Origin of the sequence: Novosphingobium sp. THN1 (assembly GCF_003454795.1) — a bacterium.
In the GTDB taxonomy this organism is placed as follows: domain Bacteria; phylum Pseudomonadota; class Alphaproteobacteria; order Sphingomonadales; family Sphingomonadaceae; genus Novosphingobium.
The window spans coordinates 807,544-824,829 of record NZ_CP028348.1 but is presented as its reverse complement, the minus strand read 5'-3'; the positions used below and the strand labels follow the sequence as shown (position 1 = coordinate 824,829).

The following is a 17,286-nucleotide window of genomic DNA, read 5'->3' as shown; positions in this document are numbered from 1 at the left end:
TTTCTGGCTAGACTGCAAGAGCACGCAAACCCAAGCCCTGCGAGCAAACCGAGGGCGACAGAACGCACCCTTCACGCCATCAACGTCATCACCCCAGACGGTCCATGTTGCGGCCATGCTGCACCAGCGGCACGATGCAACACGACAATTTCACTGGTGATCGTGAGAATATGGACAGGCTTGATTTCGACTTCGTGATCGTTGGTGGCGGCGTCGCGGGATGCATCCTTGCCAACCGTCTTTCCGCAGATCCACAGTGCCGTGTCGCCCTCATGGAAGCGGGGGCAAGGACAGCAGTCCTCTGATTGCTGCGCCTGGAGGATTGCTTCCGATCATGATGTCAGGCGCCTACGCCTGGCGCTACATGTCGGCACCGCAAGCCCATCTCGATGGCCGCGTGCTCTACCTGCCGCGGGGCAAGGTGCTGGGCGGCGGCTCCTCCATCAACGGCATGGCTTACGATCGCGGCTTCCACTCGGACTATGATCGCTGGGCGCAGGCCGGCAATCGCGGCTGGTCATTTGCCGATGTGCTGCCCTATTTCCGCAAGCTTGAAAGCTTCGGCCCGGTGCAGGACGAATGGCACGGGATCGACGGCCCGATCCAGGTCACCCGCGCCGGACAGGACCATCCTTTCGCCCAGGCTTTCCTCAAGGCGGGAGCGCAAGCCGGCTACCCGCTCACCAATGATCTCAACGGCGAAACTCGTGACGGTTTCGGCGCGGTCGATCTCACCGTCGGCAAGGGCCGCCGCTCCAGCGCTTCATCGGCCTACCTGCGGCCGGTGAGAAGGCGGTCAAACCTGACTGTCCTCACCAATGCCCAAACCCGCCGTGTGGTCTTCGACGGCACCCGCGCCACCGGCGTGGTATTCCGCCGCGACGGCAAAGACACGCTTGCCACCGCCACGCGCGAAGTCATCCTCTCGGCGGGCGCGATCAACACGCCGCAATTGCTGATGCTGTCCGGTATCGGCCCCGCCGCGCACCTTGCCGAACACGGCATCGCGCTGGTCCGCGATCTTCCCGGCGTCGGCCAGGGCCTGCAGGACCACCTCGCCGCGCATGTGAAATATCGCTCAACCAAACCGTGGTCGATGCTGCGCTTTCTCAACCCGTTGCGCGGCGCGCTGGCGATGGCGCAGTACCTCGCCTTGCGCACCGGCCCGCTGGCCGATCCCGGCATGTCGGTCGCCTGCATGGTCCGTTCCGATCCAGCGCTTGCCGAGCCCGACATCAAGATGTTGCTCGTTTCCGCCCTGTTCGGCCAGAATGGGCGCAAGATGGTGCCGATGCACGGGTTCTACGCCCATATCAATGTGGCGCGCCCGGAATCGCGAGGGCGCGTCATGCTCGCCAGTGCCGATCCCGATGCCCCGCCGGTGATCGATCAGAACTATAACGCCACTGAGAACGACCGCCGCGTCATGCGCGAAGGCGTGCGCATCGCCCGCCGCGTGTTCGCCCAGAGCGCGTTCGACGAGATGCGGGGTGAGGAACTCGCCCCCGGCGCGCAAATCCAGTCAGACGAGGAAATCGACACCTATATCCGCGCCCATGCCGAGGCCGATTACCATTCGACCAGCACCGCGCGCATGGGCTCCGATCCGATGGCGGTGGTGGACGATGCCTTGCGCGTCCACGGCATACAGTCGCTGCGCGTGGTCGATGCCTCGATCATGCCGCACCTGCCCGGCGGCAACACCGCAATTCCGGTGGCGATGATTGCCGAAAAGGCTGCCGACCTCATCCTTCAGAAGGTCTGATCCCATGAAAACCAGAGCAATGGTCTGCCACGCACCCGGCGCCCCGCTGGTCGAGGAACTGCTCGATCTCTCGCCGCCCGGCCCCGGCGACGTGCTGATCGAGATCATGGCCAGTGGTCTGTGCCACACCGACCTCAGCCAGATCGAAGGCAAGGCGGCGCCCTACCCCTTCCCGGTCGTCGTCGGCCATGAAGGCGCAGGGATCGTCCGTGAAGTCGGCGCCGAGGTCACCTCGGTCAAGGTCGGCGACCATGTGATCCCGGTCGGCATCGGTGAATGCGGCACATGCGGCAACTGCAGGTCGGGCAAGACCAACCTGTGCGAAGCCTTCCTCGGCGACATCGCCCTCCAGCCCAGCCCATTCTCGCTCAACGGCAAGCCGGTCTCGGCCTACTCGGGCGTGGGCAGCCTCGCACAGTTCATCGTCACGGCTGAGCGCAACGTTGCGGTAATCCGCCAGGATGTGCCCTTCCACCTCGCCTGCACCGCCGGATGCTGCGTAGCCACAGGGGTCGGCGCGGTGATCAACACCGCGCACGTCGAAAGCGGCGCGACCGTCGCCGTGTTCGGGCTCGGCGGCATCGGCCTTAACGTGGTGCAAGGCGCGCGTCTTGCCGGAGCCTCGCGCATCATCGGCGTCGATATCAACCTCTTGCGCCACGAACAGGGCCAGCGCTTCGGCCTCACCGACTTCATTGATGCGCGTGAGAGCGACCCTGTCGCCGCGATCCAGACGCTGACCGGAGGCGGTGTCGACTACGCCTTCGAATGCGCCGGCAACGTCAAGCTGATGGGTCAGGCGTTCGAATCCACTCGCATCGGCTGGGGCTGCACCGTCGTCCTCGGCGTGCCGCCGGATGGCCAGGCGATGGAGTTGATCCCCTTCCAGCTGCAGCTCGGGCGGCGGGTGCAAGGTTCGTTCATGGGCAACATCAAGGGGCGCAGCCAGCTGCCCGGACTGCTCGATCATTTTGCCGCCGGTCGCCTCAACCTGGCCGATCTCGTCACCCACCGCCTGCCGATGCGCGAGGTCAACGAGGGCTTTGATCTGATGCGGCGCGGGGAGTCGTTGCGAGCGGTGGTCGCATTCTGATTTGTGTTTGCATTATCAGGGCCATGATGACAAAACATCCAGAATTGCGAAGCTAATAGCGCAATTTATTACGCATGACACAAATTAGCCCCTGTGAGAGGTCAGATCGACATGGCAACTGCCGCCACCCGCTCCACCCCGGTGTTCGACCGCGAAACCCTGCTTGCTGCCGCGCGCGAACGTACTGGACTGTCGGACTTCGGCGACGCCTGGTTCTTCGAACCGATGGACCACTACTTCGCCGCCGCCAATGCCGAGGGCAAGCTGACCGAGGCAGGGTTTGCCGGGCAGACCGAATCGATCCTCAAGGGCCTCGCCAGCCGGTTGCGGATGGTCGAGGACATCAAGCGCCACCCCGAAATCCTTGACGAGGAGGTCGAAGTCGCCGCGATCATCCTCGGCCTGCCGCGCACCGGCAGCACGATCTTCCACCGCCTGCTGGCCAGCGCGCCGGGCATGACCGCGATCCGCTGGTACGAGGCGCAGAACTACGCTCCGCTCCCCGGCGACGAACCCGGCAATCCCAAGGCTCGCCGTGCCTATGCCGAGGCGATGATCGAGGGCTGGCTCAACCTCTCGCCCGAACTCGCCTCGATCCACCCGCTCGATCCCGATGCGCCGGACGAGGAGATCATCATCCTCGGCCAGCTGTTCATCACCACCATGGTCGAGGCGATGACCTTCATCCCCTCGTTCGCCAAGTGGCTCAACGGCTATGACCAGGCCAAGGGCTACGAGGATCTCAAGACGATCCTGAAGTACCTGCAGTGGCAGGACCCGACGCGGCGCGGGAAGAAATGGATCCTGAAAAGCCCGCAGAACCTGCCCTATACCGAGGTGATCGCCAATGCCTTTCCCAAGGCGGTGCTGGTGATGACCCACCGCGATCCGCTGGAAGTCGTGCCCAGCTACGTCAGCATGGAGGCCGCGCTCTACAAGCTGAACTCGGTCCATTCCGACGAGGCGGTGGGCGCATTCTGGTTTCCCCGCCTTGCCGAATGGATGCACCGTTTCGAGGAGGCCCGCGCCCGCATTGGCGAGGACCGCTTCATCGACATCGACTACCGCGAGGTGGCCCGGGAGCCGCTCAAGCAGGCGCAGCGCGTCCTGGCCCACATCGGCGTGCCGCTCGACGACAAGATCGAGGCCGCGCTCACCGAGTTCATGGCCGGTAACAAGCGCGAACAGCGCCCGATGCACGATTACTCGCTCGAACGCTTCGGCCTGAACGAGGCCGACGTGCGCGAAGCCTTTGCCTCGTACCGGGCGCGCTACATCAGCTGACGTGGTGTTCCCGGAATGTTTCCCCGGGGAAACATCCAACACGTGAAAGCCTGATCAGCATGACTGACGATACGCCGAAGATCCTCGCGCAGGTTGAGACTCCGCTGGGCCAGGCGGAGATCGTGGAGTGGCGCTGGCCGGGCATGCTCGATTTCACACGGCGCGAAGAGGCGCTGATGGTCGAGATGTCGATCCCGCCGACTTCAGCCGACGCATCGGCGTGCCTGCCCGAACTGGACGACGAGCGCCACTGCTTCATGGGCACGCTATTCGTGCGCTGGCCCGGCGTGCTGGTCACCGGGCGGGCCGAGGCGGGGCTCATACGTGTGGTGCGCTGCGTGTTCACAGCGGAGGAAACTCAGCGTTTCAAATCACTTCGATCTGATCCAGACCTTGCCTTTCTGCAAGGCATGCTCGCTTTGTCGAGCGAGACCATGCGCAGCCTGTTCGGGCTGTTAAAGCGCGAACTCGAACAGACGGAACCCTCGCTGCGGGCAGTGTCGTCCCTCGTTGATCTGATCGCGATCCAAACCGAGCGCGTCATCCTGCGGGACAGCGCACCCTCGGTCTCGGGCCGCCTTGCTCCGTGGCAATTCCGCCGCATCCGCCAGCGTCTGTCTGCGCGGGGACCGGTGCCGTCTCTGGCAGAGCTTGCCAGGCTCTGCGGCATCAGCCCGCGCCATCTGCAGCGGCAGTTTCACGCCCTTACCGGACGGACCGTCGCGGACTATATCGAGACTACTCGAATGGAACAGGCGAAGGATTTGCTTGGTGGTAGCGGCCAGCCGGTCAAGGCGGTGGCCGAGGCCTGTGGCTTTGCCCACCCCAACAGCTTCCGCCGGGCATTCCAGCGTTCCACCGGGATGACACCGCGGGCTTGGCGACAAGCTTCAGGCCAACGGCATACTATTTCCTGAAATCAAGCCACTTGCATCACCTCGCCCTTGCCACGAAGCGTCACGTGCGAACCGTTGACCCGCGCTTGAAATTCGGCGGCCTGAGCACGTGGGTGGAAGAACTGACGGTACCAGATGCGGCCCTTGTGGAACGGGCCATCATCGGGGATCTGCAACACGCTGATCGCCGGTTCCTTGTGCTGCCATAGTTCGAAGTCCTGGGCGAAGGCGGCGAGTCCGGATTCGTGGTAGGCACGGGCGATGGCCGCTTCCTCGCAGGTTGGCTGGTGGTTGTCGGCGGTCTTGGCCATGACCGCGAACCACACACGCACCTCGCCATCCTTGACCGGCGTGTTGCAGATCATCATCAGCGAGGGGTGCTTGCCCTCCATCCGGCACAGCAGGATGCCGGGGCCGGTGTACCAGGTGTCGGTCTCGAGCAGCGCTTCGCTGTCGACCAGCGTGCGGTGGCCCGAACCGAAGCGTTGGCGCATGATCGGACCGTCATAGACATTCTCGAAATAGACCGTGCCGGTGCTGCCGTGGACAGGCGCGAAGTGCGCAATGTCTGACATGTTGTCTAGGATTTCCTGCGGGTGGATCGGCAGGGTGCCCAAGTGATCGGGCGTCCAGCGCACCCAGCCCTCGCCCGTGCGATCCCACTCTGACAGCGCAGGCAGATCGAAGTCCGGCGCGCCGCCTTCCATGTCGTGCCACATGAAGATGCAGCCGGCGCGCTCCTCCACGGTGTACGATTTGAGGCATGCGGACTTGGGGATGCCGTGCGTGGAATAGGGGATGTCGTCGCACTGCCCATTGGAGTTGTAGCGCCAGCCGTGCGCCGGGCAGCGGATCGAATCGCCCTCCACCTGCATCCCGTCGCGCACGATGTACGACGTGGTGTTCTTCGCGATGTGCACCCGCATGTGCGGGCAGAAGGCGTCGAGCAGGATCGGCCGGCCGCTGCCTTTGCCGCGGTAGAGCACCATTTCCTTGCCGAAGAAATGCACCGCTTGAGGGGTGGACGAAACGTCCGCTGCAACGGCGATCATGAACCAGCCGCGCGGAAAGGCATTGGGGCCAAGCCCGTAGTCTGCCGTGGTTGCCATGGGATCAGCCCATCTCAGATGAAGCTGTCGGCGTTGGGCGCGCCAAGCAGGACGTTGCCGAAATTGCGGCCGACCTTGGCCGGGTTGTTGGCGACATGGGTGCGGCCGGCATGGATATCGCAGAAGATCCGGGCGATAGGTCTTCCGCGGAAGATCCCTTCCGCGCCCGAGGCATGGAAGATGCGGCTGATCAGTTCGGCACAGCGGCCCGAAACCTGCGCCGACTGGTATCGATAGGTCAGCCGCGTCTCGACATCGGCGGCCTGTCCGGCGCGGGCGCAGGCGTTGAGGTGGTCGAAGTTGCGGTTCAGCGTTGCCTTCATCTCGTCGATTGCGGCGGCAGTCTCGGCGATCAGTTCCAGCGTTGCCGGGTCCTGCGCCGCGCTGGAGGCATCGTTGTGCGAAACGCGCTTGGCCCCTGCGTCGCGATAGATATCCAGCGCGCCCTGCAGCGCGCCGATCGAGGACGAGGAAACGGCGCGGACGAAGACCTGGCCGAACGGCAGCTTGAACAGCGGTGCGTCGTTGACCTTGAGGCCGGGGCTGGTCACCGCGAAGCCGTCCTTGGAGCGGTGGACGCGGTAGGCAGGCACGTAGACGTCCTTCACCGTCACGTCATGGCTGCCAGTCGCGCCGAGGCCGATGGTGTCCCACACCGGCAGCACGGTGAAATCCTTGCGCGGGATCAGGAAGGTGACGAAATCGGGCTTGCCGGTTTCGGGGGCGATCAGCTGGCCACCGAGGAACGCCCATTCGCAATGGTCCACGCCGCTGGAAAATCCCCAGTGCCCGGTGACGCGATAGCCACCTTCGACGGGCGTTGCCTTGCCCTTGGGCATGTAGGAGGAGGAGATCAGCGTGGTCGGGTCGGAACCCCAGACGTCCTCTTGCGCGCGGGCATCGAACAGGGCGAGTTGCCAGTTGTGCACCGCGACGACGCCGAGCACCCAGGCCGAGGACATGCAGCCTTCGGCCACTTTCATCTGCACCGCATAGAAGGTCTGCGGGTCCATCTCGTAGCCGCCATAGCGGCGCGGCTGGAGGATCTTGAAGAAACCTGCGTCCTGAAAATCGCGGATGGTCTCATCGGGCAGGCGACACAGCCGGTCGGCCTCGTCGGCGCGGGCGCGCAGGGCCGGGATCAATGCCTCGGCGCGGGCGACAAGCTCGGCTTCGGTCGGCATGGTCAACGCTGGTTGAGCAAGGGTCATTGTCCGTCTCCTCGTTCTGCATTTCAGGCAGCTGCAGCCAGCTGGGCCTTTTCATCGACACCGAAGCCCACGCTGAAATCGTGGCCCCACAGACTCACCTCAGTGAATTCGAACTCGCTGTGCGTGTCCCAATCGAGCTGCAGGCCGCCAAACCCGTATTCGAGCGCGAAGCCGCCCGGCGTGGCGACATAGAAGCTGGTCATGCGGTCGTTGGTGTGTTTGCCCAGTGTCGCCATCAACCGCGCGCCGGAGCTGAGCATGCGATCGTAGGCGCGGCCTACTTCGTCGAGATCGGGAACTTCGACCATCATGTGCACGCAGCCCGCTGGTACTTCGGCTTCGAACAGGGCCAGACTGTGGTGGCGGGCATTGGCGCAGTGCATGAAGTCTATGCGCATCGCCGGGCCTTCGGGGCCGAGGGGACGGTGGACCATGAAATCGGACACTCCGAAGCCAAGCACGTCGATCAGGAAATCGCGGGTTGCATCGATCTGGGGCGCAGGCAGCACTACGTGGCCGAAGCCGAGATCGCCGGTCACGAAGCCGCGCACCGCCTGCGGGGAAACGAAGCGGGAGAAATCGGAGATTGCCCCGCAGCAAATTTCATGGCGATTGCCTGCAGGATCGCGGAACCACGCCATCTCGGCGACGTGCCGCAGAGCGCGTTCTGCAGGCGTGGATGCGGTTACCGCGATGTCCTTGGCGGCGAGTTCCGTAAGCGCGGCATCGAACTGGCGGCGCGTGCGCAATTCCCAACCGCTGGCAAAGTAGCAGTCAGCCTGCCCTTTCTCGACAAAGATCCGCCCGGCACGTTCGTCCATGCGCAGAGCGAGGCCGCCGGGCAAATCATGCGCGGAAAAGCCAGCGAAGTCCTCGCCGAAACGCGACCACGCGGGCAAGCTTGTCGCTTTGACGACGCTGTAGGCAAGGCCCGCGATATCCATTTCCTGCTCTCCTCGTCCCGCTGCTGCTGACTGGCGCAGAGTGGCAGGAAGCGGGAGGACGGAAATTGATGATTATCAAATATGCGTAATAGATATCGCATTCTGATACGCATGGGTGGCAATAATCGGCTCTTTTTGTCGATATGGTAATGCTTATTGCCTTTGGAAATGACGCATATGACTTGCAAGATTCCCGATCGGTCGATACCCTTGCCTCAAAACATGGGAGACAAAGGATGATCACGCAGGCTGATCTGCTGATTCGTGGCGGGTTGATCGTCGATGGGTCAGGCAGCGAGACCTTCGTCGGCGACGTTGCCGTGCGCGGCGACGAGATCATCCACGTTGGTGGTGCGTTCTCCGGCAGCGCCAGGGAAACCATCGATGCCACCGGCTGCATCGTCACCCCCGGTTTCGTCGACATCCATACCCATTATGACGGGCAGGCGATCTGGTCCGATACGCTGTCGCCCAGTTCAGCGCATGGCGTGACCACGGCGGTCCTGGGCAATTGCGGCGTCGGCTTTGCGCCGTGTCGCCAATCCGATCACGAAGCGCTGATCCGCCTGATGGAGGGCGTCGAGGACATTCCCGACGTGGTAATGGCCGAGGGCCTGCCGTGGGACTGGGAGACCTTCCCCGAATACCTCGACGCGCTTGCCCGCCGACCGCGCGATATCGACGTCGCCTGCCTCCTGCCACACAGCCCTTGCGCGTGTGGGTCATGGGCGGACGGGCCATCGCGCGAGAAGCTGCAACGGAAGACGACCTTGCCTTGATGCGCGCCATCGCACGCGAGGCGATGGACGCCGGGGCCATCGGCTTTGCCACGTCACGGCTCAATATCCACCGCACCAAGGCGGGCGACCTGATCCCGACCTTCGGCGCCGATACGCACGAACTCATTGCGATCACCGAGGCCCTGGCCGATGCCGGCACCGGCGTGTTCCAGGCCGTGCTCGATGCCCCGTTCGAAACGTGGGAGAGCGAAATGGGACGGCTCATCGCCGTCACCCGCGCCTCGGGCCGCCCGTCGACGTTCACGCTCGGCCTCGTCAACCACGGCCGTCCAAACTGGGAGGATGCCCTCCATCTGGTTGATCAGGCGCGCGCCGAAGGGCTCGAGATCTGGCCGCAGGTCCTGCCGCGTCCGATCGGCATGGTTTCGGGCTGGGCGCTGTCGACCCATCCGTTCTGCCTGTGCCCTTCCTACCAGCCGCTCGCCAGCCTGCCGCTCGACCAGCAGCTTGAACGCCTGCGTGATCCCGCATTCCGGGAGCAGCTGATCGGTGAGATGCCGCAGGAGGGCCACCCGCTGGCCATGCTTACCCGCATCTGGGACTGGATGTTCCCGTTCGGCGATCCCCCGCAGTACGAACCTTCGACCGAGAACAGCATCGGTGCCCTGGCCCGCACGCAAGGGCGCACGCCCGAGGAAGTTGCCTATGACGTGCTGATGGAGCGCGACGGCACCGGCATGATCCTCAATACGCTGGGCAACTTCCACGAAGGCAGGCTCGATGCCCTGCTCGGCCTGATGCGGCGCGAGGATACCGTGACCGGCCTTGGCGATGGCGGTGCGCACTATTCGGCGATCTGCGATGCCAGCTACCCGACCTTCATGCTGACCTGGTGGGTGCGCGATCGCGACGGCGAACGCATGAGCCTGGCCGAGGCAGTGAAGATGCTGTCGTCGCGCCCGGCTCGCGTCGTCGGCCTCGAAGACCGCGGCCTGCTGCGCACCGGCTACAAGGCCGATCTCAACGTGATCGACATCGACCGGCTGACGCTTCACGCACCGGTGGTGCGCCACGATCTGCCGGGCGGCGGGCGCAGGCTTGACCAGACGGCGAGCGGATACCGCGCCACCGTCGTCAGCGGACAAGTCATCCGTCGCGATGACCAGCCAACCGCACTGCGGCCGGGCCAGGTGGTTCGCGGCATGCAGAAGGCGCGTGTGGCCGAAATGCTCTGAGCGCGCTTGGCACGATGCCAGACCGGTGACGCAAGCCGGCAGGAGGGAGAGGAACGGCCAATGAACGCGCCAGCAGGGTTACCCGAAACGATGCTCTCCGCCCGGGTCCATGGGCCGCGCAACGTGCGGCTCGACGAGATTGCAGTCCCTGCGCCCGGGCCCGGCGAGGCACTGGTCAGGATCGGCGCCTGCGGCATCTGCGGCAGCGATCTTGGCTATATCGCGCAGGGCGGGCTGGGCGGGGTGGAGCCGCTGAAAGCGCCGCTGCCGATCGGCCACGAATGTGCGGGCGCCGTCGTGGCTGTTGGCGATGGAGTGCGCGGTGTTTCCCCGGGAATGCGCGTCGCAATCAATCCGGACCGTGCTTATATCGGCGGCGGCGGGCCCGACGGCGCGATGGCGCCGTTCCTGCGCGTCCAAGGCGCCGAGATCGGCGAGACGCTGTTTGCGCTGCCTGACGGATTGTCGTTTGCCCACGCCTCGCTGGCCGAGCCGCTGTCGGTCGGCCTGCATGGCTTGCGCGTCGCCAATGCCTGCGCGACGGACCGGATCGCGATCATCGGCGCGGGTCCCATCGGCTTGTGCACGCTGGTTATGGCGCAGCATCTGGGCGCGCGGAACATCGCAATTTTTGATCGCGTGCCCGAGCGGCTGGAGCGGGCTCGCGCCTTGGGCGCCGGGCTGGCCATCAACGTTGCCGAGAAAAGCCTGCCCGATGCGCTGGGGCGCTTCCATGGCGCAGGCGAACGCTTTGGCGCGCCGTTTGTCGGCACCGATGTCTTCTTCGATTGTGCAGGTTCGGCAGCAGCACTGGCCGAGGTGGTTTCGGTCGCCAAGTACCGGGCGCGGATCTGCGTAATCGCCCTGCACCACAAGCCGCTCGCGCTCGACCTGTGGCGCGTCATGGCCAACGAGCTTTCGCTGAGCGGCTCGATCGCCGATGCCCGGGCGGCCGAATTCGGCGAGGCGATTGCCATGCTGGCCGAAGGCGGATGCGATCTGTCTGCGCTGGTGAGCCACGCCTACGACTTTTCCCGTTTTCACGAGGCGCTGGAGATGGCCGCCGATCCGGCCCGCTCGGCCAAGGTCGTCCTCACTTTCGGCGAAGGAGTGTGACCGTGGCCGCTCCCCTGATCCACATCGACGACATGGCCGATCCGGAGGTGACGCCCGAGCTTGCCGCGTGGCGCGCGGGCCCGCCCGACTTCCCCTGTCCGATGAGTGCCGATGAGGTGCTGGCCAGCGCCTGCGCCGCAACCGGGCTTGAGGATTTCGGCGAGGACACCGGCTTTCGCCAGCGGCTCGGGGTGATCCTCGATGCGCTTTATGCTGACGCCGGCCTTACCCGCGGCGGGCAGGTGTTCGTATTAGGCCAGGCCGTGCGGGCCATGGCCAACCGGCTGCGGATCGAGGATCTGGTCAAGCGTCATCCCGAGATCCTCGACATGCCGGTGGAGCGCCCGATCTTCATTGCCGGCCTGCCGCGTTCGGGCACAACGCATCTGGTCAATTGGCTGTCGCGCGATGACCGGCTCAATTCGTTGACGCTGTGGGAATCGGAGGAGCCGGTACCGGCCGCACCGCTTACCCCCGGCGAAGAAGACCCGCGCATTGCCCGCTCCGCCGCGTATTGGGGCGCGTTCGGCGCGCTGGTGCCGCACATGGCCGCAATGCACGAGATGGCGCCGCACGACATCCACGAAGACAACGAACTGCTGTTCATGGACATGAACTGCTACAACTGGGAATTCTCCGCCCGCCTGCCCGACTGGACCGACCACTACCTCGCACACGACCGCACCGTGTCCTACGCCTACGAGAAGAAGGTGCTGCAGGTTCTCGCCTGGCAAAGGGGCGAACGCGGCAAGCGGCGCTGGCTCCTCAAATCGCCACAGCACATGGAAAACCTTGCCGCGATCAAGGCGGTGTTTCCCGATGCGACAATGGTGGTGACCCACCGTGACCCGGTTGATGTGCTGCGCTCACTGACCACCATGCTCGGCTATTCGGACCGCACCCGCAGGAGCCGCATCGATCCCCCTGCGCTGGCCGCGCTCTGGGCCGGCCGGATAGAGAAGCTGCTGCGCGAGTGCGTGGCCCAGCGTGACGCCTTCGGTCCGGACCAGTCGCTAGACGTACTGTTCCATGAATACATGGCCGATCAGGAAGGCACCGCCCGGCGCATCTACCGCCTCGCCGGGCTAGACCTCTCGCCCGAGACCGAGGCCCGGCTGCTGGGCTATCTCGCCGAGAACCCCCGCCATGCCCACGGTAAGGTCGTCTACGATCTGGAGGGGGTGTTCGCCATGGACACGGCTTCGCTGCGCGAGCGCTTTTCCTTTTACTATCAGCGCTTTGCAGTAAAGCAGGAGAACTGACATGGACCCCGCCGAAACCGCGCGACAGCGCCTGATCTCCGGCCGGGCCTGGGACGACTTCTGCGATACGCTCAAGGTCGCCGGTCGCCATATCGAAAGCTTCGCCAGCCCGCTATCCGATCTCGACCGCGCCGAATGGTACCGCTTCATGAGCCGGCTGGCGCGTTCCAGCATGGAGCGCCTGATCGAGAATGCCGAGCCGACCCGCCCCCGCCTGCGCGACATGGTGTGGCGGCAATCGATCAACGTGCAGACCGTCGATCAGGACCACCTGATGTGCCAGTTCGACGAAGCGCGCGACTACGTGATCACCGGCACGCGCGGAACGATCCCCTACTTCGTGATGGCGCTGTGCACCTGCCCCGCGCCGGATTTGCCGGGCGCGCAGGATTGGGCGGCGCAGGGCGTCGCCGGTCTCGAACGGTTCGATCCGTCCAACCTCAAGACCACCGGCTTCCTCCATTCGCGCCAGATCCGGTTCGAGGACGACGGCTCTTTCGAGGTCGTGCTTTCGCAGAACGATCCGGGGGAGGGTCGCAACTGGCTGCGTCTAGCGCCCGAAACCAACTGCATCCTGATCCGCCTCGTGTGGTCGGACCGCAGCAGCGAGCGCGCGCCGGTGATGACCATTGCGCGCACCGACAATGCCCCGCCCGAGCCTGTCAACCCTGCGCTGATTGCCGACAATCTCGCGTGGACCGCGCAGGCGGTGCTTGGCTATGCCGAACTGGTGCGCAACTGGTGGGAGGGTACGCAGGGCAATTTCTCGGACAGGCTCAACCGCCTCGATTACAGCCGCGCGCAGTACCTCTCCAATGGCGGCGTGCCCGACAGACACGTGGCGTTCGGCGGGTGGGAGAAGGGGCTGGACGAGGCGCTCGTCCTCGAATTCACGCCGCCGCCGTGCGAGTACTGGAACTTCCAGTTGTGCAACGTGTGGCAGGAGAATCTCGACACCTTCGAGGACGGCAACGGCTGGATCAGCAACTATCGCCACAAGGCCGAACCCGATGGCCGCGTGCGCGTGGTGATCGCAGAACGTGACCTTGGCATCGGTGGCAACTGGATCGACAGCTATGGCCACGAACGCGGCATCTGGGGCCTGCGCTTCGTCCTGACCGAGGTGACCGCGCCGGTCGCGCTGTGGCGCCTGCCGCTGGCGGTGCTGGAGGCCAAGGGACTGGGCGCGCTCGATCCGCAGACCGCGATTGCCACCGGACAGTTCGTGGACTGATGGCGATGACGCGCGCGCTCACAACCGCAGACCTCGTGCTGTCCTCGCCACCGGTCTCGCGCTTTCCCTTGCTCGAACGGCTGGCCCCCTTTGCGGCGGCAGGATTTCACGGCATTTCGATCCAGCCGGGCGACGTCTGGGCGCTCGAAGCGCAAGGCATGAGCGCGGCTGAAATCGCTGGCCGGATTGCGGATGCAGGGCTGGTCATCACAGAAATGGACTGCACCGCTTGCTGGATGGAGCACCAGACGCGGACGGAACAGGCGGGGGGCCTGACCGCGTTCCTGCGCCAGCTGACGCCTGAGCCGATCATTGCCACGGCGGCGCGGGTGGGGGCGCAGTCGGTCTCGGCCATCGATCTGTCGGTCGAGCCCGCTTCGCTGGATGAGGCGGCCGAAGGTTTCGCCCGGTTATGCACGATGGCGGCAGACCACGGCCTGAAGGCGCAGATCGAGTTTCTCCCCGTCGGCGGCATCCGTTCGCTGGGCGAGGCCCTGCGCGTGGTCGAGGCGGCGGGCTGTGGCAACGGCGGAATCACGCTTGACGCGTGGCATTTCTTTCGCAGCGGATCGACGCTTGAGGAACTGGCCGAGGTTCTTGGCGAGCGCATCCACGCGGTGCAGTTGTGCGATGCCCCGGCGCATGCCTCGGCCGACCTCGGGTCCGAACTGATGACCGCCCGCCTCCTGCCCGGCGAGGGCGAGCTCGACGTCATCGGCCTGGTCTGCACGCTCGATGCCATCGGCTGCACCGCGCCAGCCGGAGTCGAAGTGTTCAACACTCGGCAGGACACGATGCCCTTGGCCGAGATCGCCCGCGATTGGGCGCGATCGACCCATTCCCTTCTGGCCACGGCGAGGACTGCAGCATGAGCGAGACACCCCTCGGCGCCGTGGTGGTCGGCACCGGCTTTGGCCTGTTCACCCATGTCCGTGCTCTGCGCGATGCTGGGTTCGAGGTGCGCGCCATCGTCGGCCGCGATCTCGAGAAGACCCGCACCCGCGCCGCGCCGCTTGGCATTCCGCTGGCCGCCAACGATTTGGCGCAAGTGCTCGCGGACGATCCGGCCATCCGCCTCGTCACCGTCGCTACGCCGCCGCATGCGCATTACGCTCCGGTCATGCAGGCCATCGCGGCAGGACGCGCGGTAATGTGCGAGAAGCCCTTCGCCCGCGATCTGGTGCAGGCGCGCGAGATGCTGACAGCGGCAGAGACGGCAGGAGTCGTCCACGCGCTCGGCGCGGAGTTCCGCTTCGATTCCGCGCAAGCGCTGCTGACCCGCATGGTGCAATCGGGTGCCATCGGTGAGCCGCTGATGTTCCATCGTATCTACCAGCAGCCCGGTGGTGACCCTAACGAGCCGCTTGCCGACTGGTGGCTCGACGCGGGAAAGGGCGGCGGCTTCCTTGGCGCGTTCGGCACGCACATGATCGATCAGGCGCGGGTCACCGTGGGCGAGATCGTGGCGGTGAGCACGGTGCTGCGCAAGCTTTCCCCCGGAAGGCCGACGCAGACTTCGGACGATTACTATACGCTGCAATTCCGTACCGCTTCGGGTTGCATGGGGCTGCTTGAAGCGGCGCTGTGTTTTCCGGGACCGTTCGTGATGTCGACCAAGGTTGCGGGCAGCAAGGGCGCGGCTTGGATCCAGTCAGGCGCGGCGTTCGGCGATCCCGAGCAGGTCTGGGTGCAGGACGCAGCAGGGGCGCGCATGATCGAGATGCCGCCGGAACTTGCCAACCCCGCGCCTGAGCCTTTCCCGATCAGCGACCTCGTCCAGACCGAGATGGACCGCTGGCACAGCCAGGGCTTCGACGTCGCGCCCTATGCGAAACTATTCGCACAGATCGGCGCGAAGATCGCCGGCGCCGAGCCGCCGTTGCCCGACCGGGCCGGCGATTTCCGCGATGCCGCGGCCAATCAGGCGATCCTCGATGCTGCGCGGCTATCTCACGCCGAACGGCGTTGGGTTGATGTGGAGGCGGTGTGATGATGGGTCCGAAGCACGATTTCTCCGGCGCACATGTGCTGGTGACCGGGGGCACCAGCGGGATCGGCGCGGCCGCCGCCGCACTGTTCCGCGATGCCGGGGCGCAAGTGACGATCACCGGCACGCGCGGCAGCGCCAGCGAGTATGACGCGGACCTTTCCGGCTATCGCTATCTCTCGCTCGATATCGAGAACAAGGCGCAGATCGATGCCGTTGCAGCGGCCCTCCCCCGCCTCGACGTGCTGGTCAACAACGCCGGGATCGCCCTGCCCTCGCTCGGCCTTGATGAGTGGGAGCCCGACGTTTTCGACCGCGCGGTGGCGATGCTGCTCAACGGTGCGTTTCGCATGGCGCGGCGGACGGTGGACCTGCTGGCGCAAAGTGCGATCCCGGGCGGCGGATCGGTCATCGGCATCGCATCGATGAGCAGCTTCTTCGGCATTCCGATCGTGCCGGGATACGGCGCTGCCAAGACCGGGCTAATCGGCCTGACCCGGACCATGGCCGCGCACTGGGGCCCGCGCGGCGTGCGCGCCAATGCGGTGGCGGCAGGGTTGACTCGTAGCGGCATGACGGCCGGCACTTTTGCGCAGGAAGCATGGACCGCGCCTACGCTCTCCCGCACCCCGCTTGGCCGGTTGGGCGAGCCGGACGACATTGCGCAGGCCATCGCCTTTCTTGCCAGTCCGGCTGCCAGCTGGATTACCGGACAGACGCTGGCGGTGGACGGGGGTTATACCGTTTCTGGCTGATCCGGCCGCTGTTGGCTGGTTCCCGAAAGGCTGCCCACGAAGCCGCGCAGCAGGCCCTTCTGGATCGCCATGGCGGGAGCGTCGGTGGCCTTCATGCCTGACAGGGTTTCGATCAGCGGTGATGCCCAGAAGAAGCCGAACAGCATGTTGAAGATCGCCACGATCTGCACCGCCAGACTGTCGTCCGATGACGGCAGGCCCGCCTTCTCGTTCATTCTCCGGCCATAGCTGACCATCCGCGCCAGCCAGTCCAGTCCGATGGTATCGGGTTCGCTGTCCGACGAGATTGCCGCGCGGATCAGCAGCCGGGCGATATTGGGATGTTGCGCCAGAAGGTCGGTCATGCCGTCTGTCAGGTCGGCGAAGTCGGCTTCGGGGCGCGCCAGCACTTCGTCCATCAGATCGGTCATCGGCTTGAGGGCGCGCTCGTAGACCTTGCGGTAGAGATCGTCCTTGCCGGCGAAGTGCTTGTAAAGGGCGGGCTGCTGGAGGCCGACCTTGGCGGCAATGTCGCGCAGCGAGGTGGCGCCATGGCCGTTCTGGGCGAACAGCTCTTCGGCCGCGTCAAGAATGCGGTTTGCGGTGCGCCGGCCCTTGTTCATCACGCCGCCTTCTGCGCGCGCCTGCAGATCAGATGTTCCGTCCATCGCCTGTC

General features: G+C 65.2%; 15 protein-coding genes and 1 pseudogene. 12 read left to right on the top strand and 4 right to left on the bottom strand.

Annotation, left to right across the window (positions count from 1 at the left end):
* Positions 1-170: 170 nt before the first annotated feature.
* From C7W88_RS24135 to C7W88_RS20725, 5 genes are all read left to right on the top strand, one after another.
* Entirely contained in the window at positions 171-305 is a 135-nt protein-coding gene (locus tag C7W88_RS24135; protein ID WP_240344996.1) for a lycopene cyclase family protein, read from the top strand.
* Positions 306-337: 32 nt separating this feature from the next.
* On the top strand, positions 338-1,765 hold the full coding sequence (locus tag C7W88_RS20740; protein WP_240344995.1) for a GMC family oxidoreductase N-terminal domain-containing protein: 1,428 nt from the start codon (positions 338-340) through the stop codon (positions 1,763-1,765).
* A 4-nt stretch (positions 1,766-1,769) separates the two neighbouring features.
* Positions 1,770-2,858 (top strand): zinc-binding dehydrogenase, encoded by a 1,089-nt coding sequence (locus tag C7W88_RS20735; protein ID WP_118075379.1) that lies wholly within the window; start codon positions 1,770-1,772, stop codon positions 2,856-2,858.
* A 111-nt stretch (positions 2,859-2,969) separates the two neighbouring features.
* Complete coding sequence (locus C7W88_RS20730) at positions 2,970-4,142, top strand: sulfotransferase (protein WP_118075378.1); 1,173 nt, start codon at positions 2,970-2,972, stop codon at positions 4,140-4,142.
* A gap of 59 nt (positions 4,143-4,201) precedes the next feature.
* Positions 4,202-5,059 (top strand): helix-turn-helix domain-containing protein, encoded by an 858-nt coding sequence (locus tag C7W88_RS20725; protein ID WP_118075377.1) that lies wholly within the window; start codon positions 4,202-4,204, stop codon positions 5,057-5,059.
* 2 nt (positions 5,060-5,061) lie between these two features.
* On the opposite strand, the gene C7W88_RS20720 is transcribed toward C7W88_RS20725, so the two are convergent.
* The 3 genes from C7W88_RS20720 to C7W88_RS20710 are packed head-to-tail and all read right to left on the bottom strand — an operon-like array spanning position 5,062 to position 8,302.
* Positions 5,062-6,147, bottom strand: coding sequence for a Rieske 2Fe-2S domain-containing protein (locus C7W88_RS20720; protein WP_118075376.1), 1,086 nt, complete (start codon positions 6,145-6,147; stop codon positions 5,062-5,064).
* Between the two features lie 14 nt (positions 6,148-6,161).
* Positions 6,162-7,358 (bottom strand): flavin-dependent monooxygenase, encoded by a 1,197-nt coding sequence (locus C7W88_RS20715; RefSeq protein WP_118075375.1) that lies wholly within the window; start codon positions 7,356-7,358, stop codon positions 6,162-6,164.
* Between the two features lie 23 nt (positions 7,359-7,381).
* Entirely contained in the window at positions 7,382-8,302 is a 921-nt protein-coding gene (locus C7W88_RS20710; RefSeq protein WP_118075374.1) for a VOC family protein, read from the bottom strand.
* A gap of 236 nt (positions 8,303-8,538) precedes the next feature.
* On the opposite strand from C7W88_RS20710, the pseudogene C7W88_RS20705 reads away from it, so the two are divergent.
* The 7 genes and pseudogenes from C7W88_RS20705 to C7W88_RS20675 all read left to right on the top strand — a co-directional run bounded on the left by C7W88_RS20705 (position 8,539) and on the right by C7W88_RS20675 (position 16,631).
* A pseudogene (locus C7W88_RS20705) lies at positions 8,539-10,277 on the top strand (amidohydrolase family protein).
* A gap of 60 nt (positions 10,278-10,337) precedes the next feature.
* Positions 10,338-11,393 (top strand): zinc-binding dehydrogenase, encoded by a 1,056-nt coding sequence (locus tag C7W88_RS20700; protein WP_240344994.1) that lies wholly within the window; start codon positions 10,338-10,340, stop codon positions 11,391-11,393.
* 2 nt (positions 11,394-11,395) lie between these two features.
* Positions 11,396-12,655 (top strand): sulfotransferase, encoded by a 1,260-nt coding sequence (locus C7W88_RS20695; protein ID WP_240344993.1) that lies wholly within the window; start codon positions 11,396-11,398, stop codon positions 12,653-12,655.
* Between the two features lies 1 nt (position 12,656).
* On the top strand, positions 12,657-13,889 hold the full coding sequence (locus C7W88_RS20690; protein WP_118075372.1) for a DUF1214 domain-containing protein: 1,233 nt from the start codon (positions 12,657-12,659) through the stop codon (positions 13,887-13,889).
* Positions 13,889-14,761, top strand: a complete 873-nt coding sequence (locus C7W88_RS20685) for a sugar phosphate isomerase/epimerase (RefSeq protein WP_240344992.1) — start codon at positions 13,889-13,891, stop codon at positions 14,759-14,761. Before C7W88_RS20690 ends, C7W88_RS20685 begins: the two co-directional genes overlap by 1 nt.
* A complete protein-coding gene (locus C7W88_RS20680; protein WP_118075371.1) occupies positions 14,758-15,879 on the top strand; it encodes a Gfo/Idh/MocA family protein in 1,122 nt (373 codons plus the stop codon). The genes C7W88_RS20685 and C7W88_RS20680 overlap by 4 nt, the downstream gene beginning before the upstream one ends.
* Complete coding sequence (locus C7W88_RS20675) at positions 15,879-16,631, top strand: SDR family NAD(P)-dependent oxidoreductase (protein WP_240344991.1); 753 nt, start codon at positions 15,879-15,881, stop codon at positions 16,629-16,631. The genes C7W88_RS20680 and C7W88_RS20675 overlap by 1 nt, the downstream gene beginning before the upstream one ends.
* Here C7W88_RS20675 and C7W88_RS24535 read toward each other — a convergent pair.
* Positions 16,613-17,278, bottom strand: a complete 666-nt coding sequence (locus C7W88_RS24535; RefSeq protein ID WP_118075369.1) for a TetR/AcrR family transcriptional regulator — start codon at positions 17,276-17,278, stop codon at positions 16,613-16,615. The genes C7W88_RS20675 and C7W88_RS24535 overlap by 19 nt on opposite strands.
* Positions 17,279-17,286 lie beyond the last annotated feature (8 nt).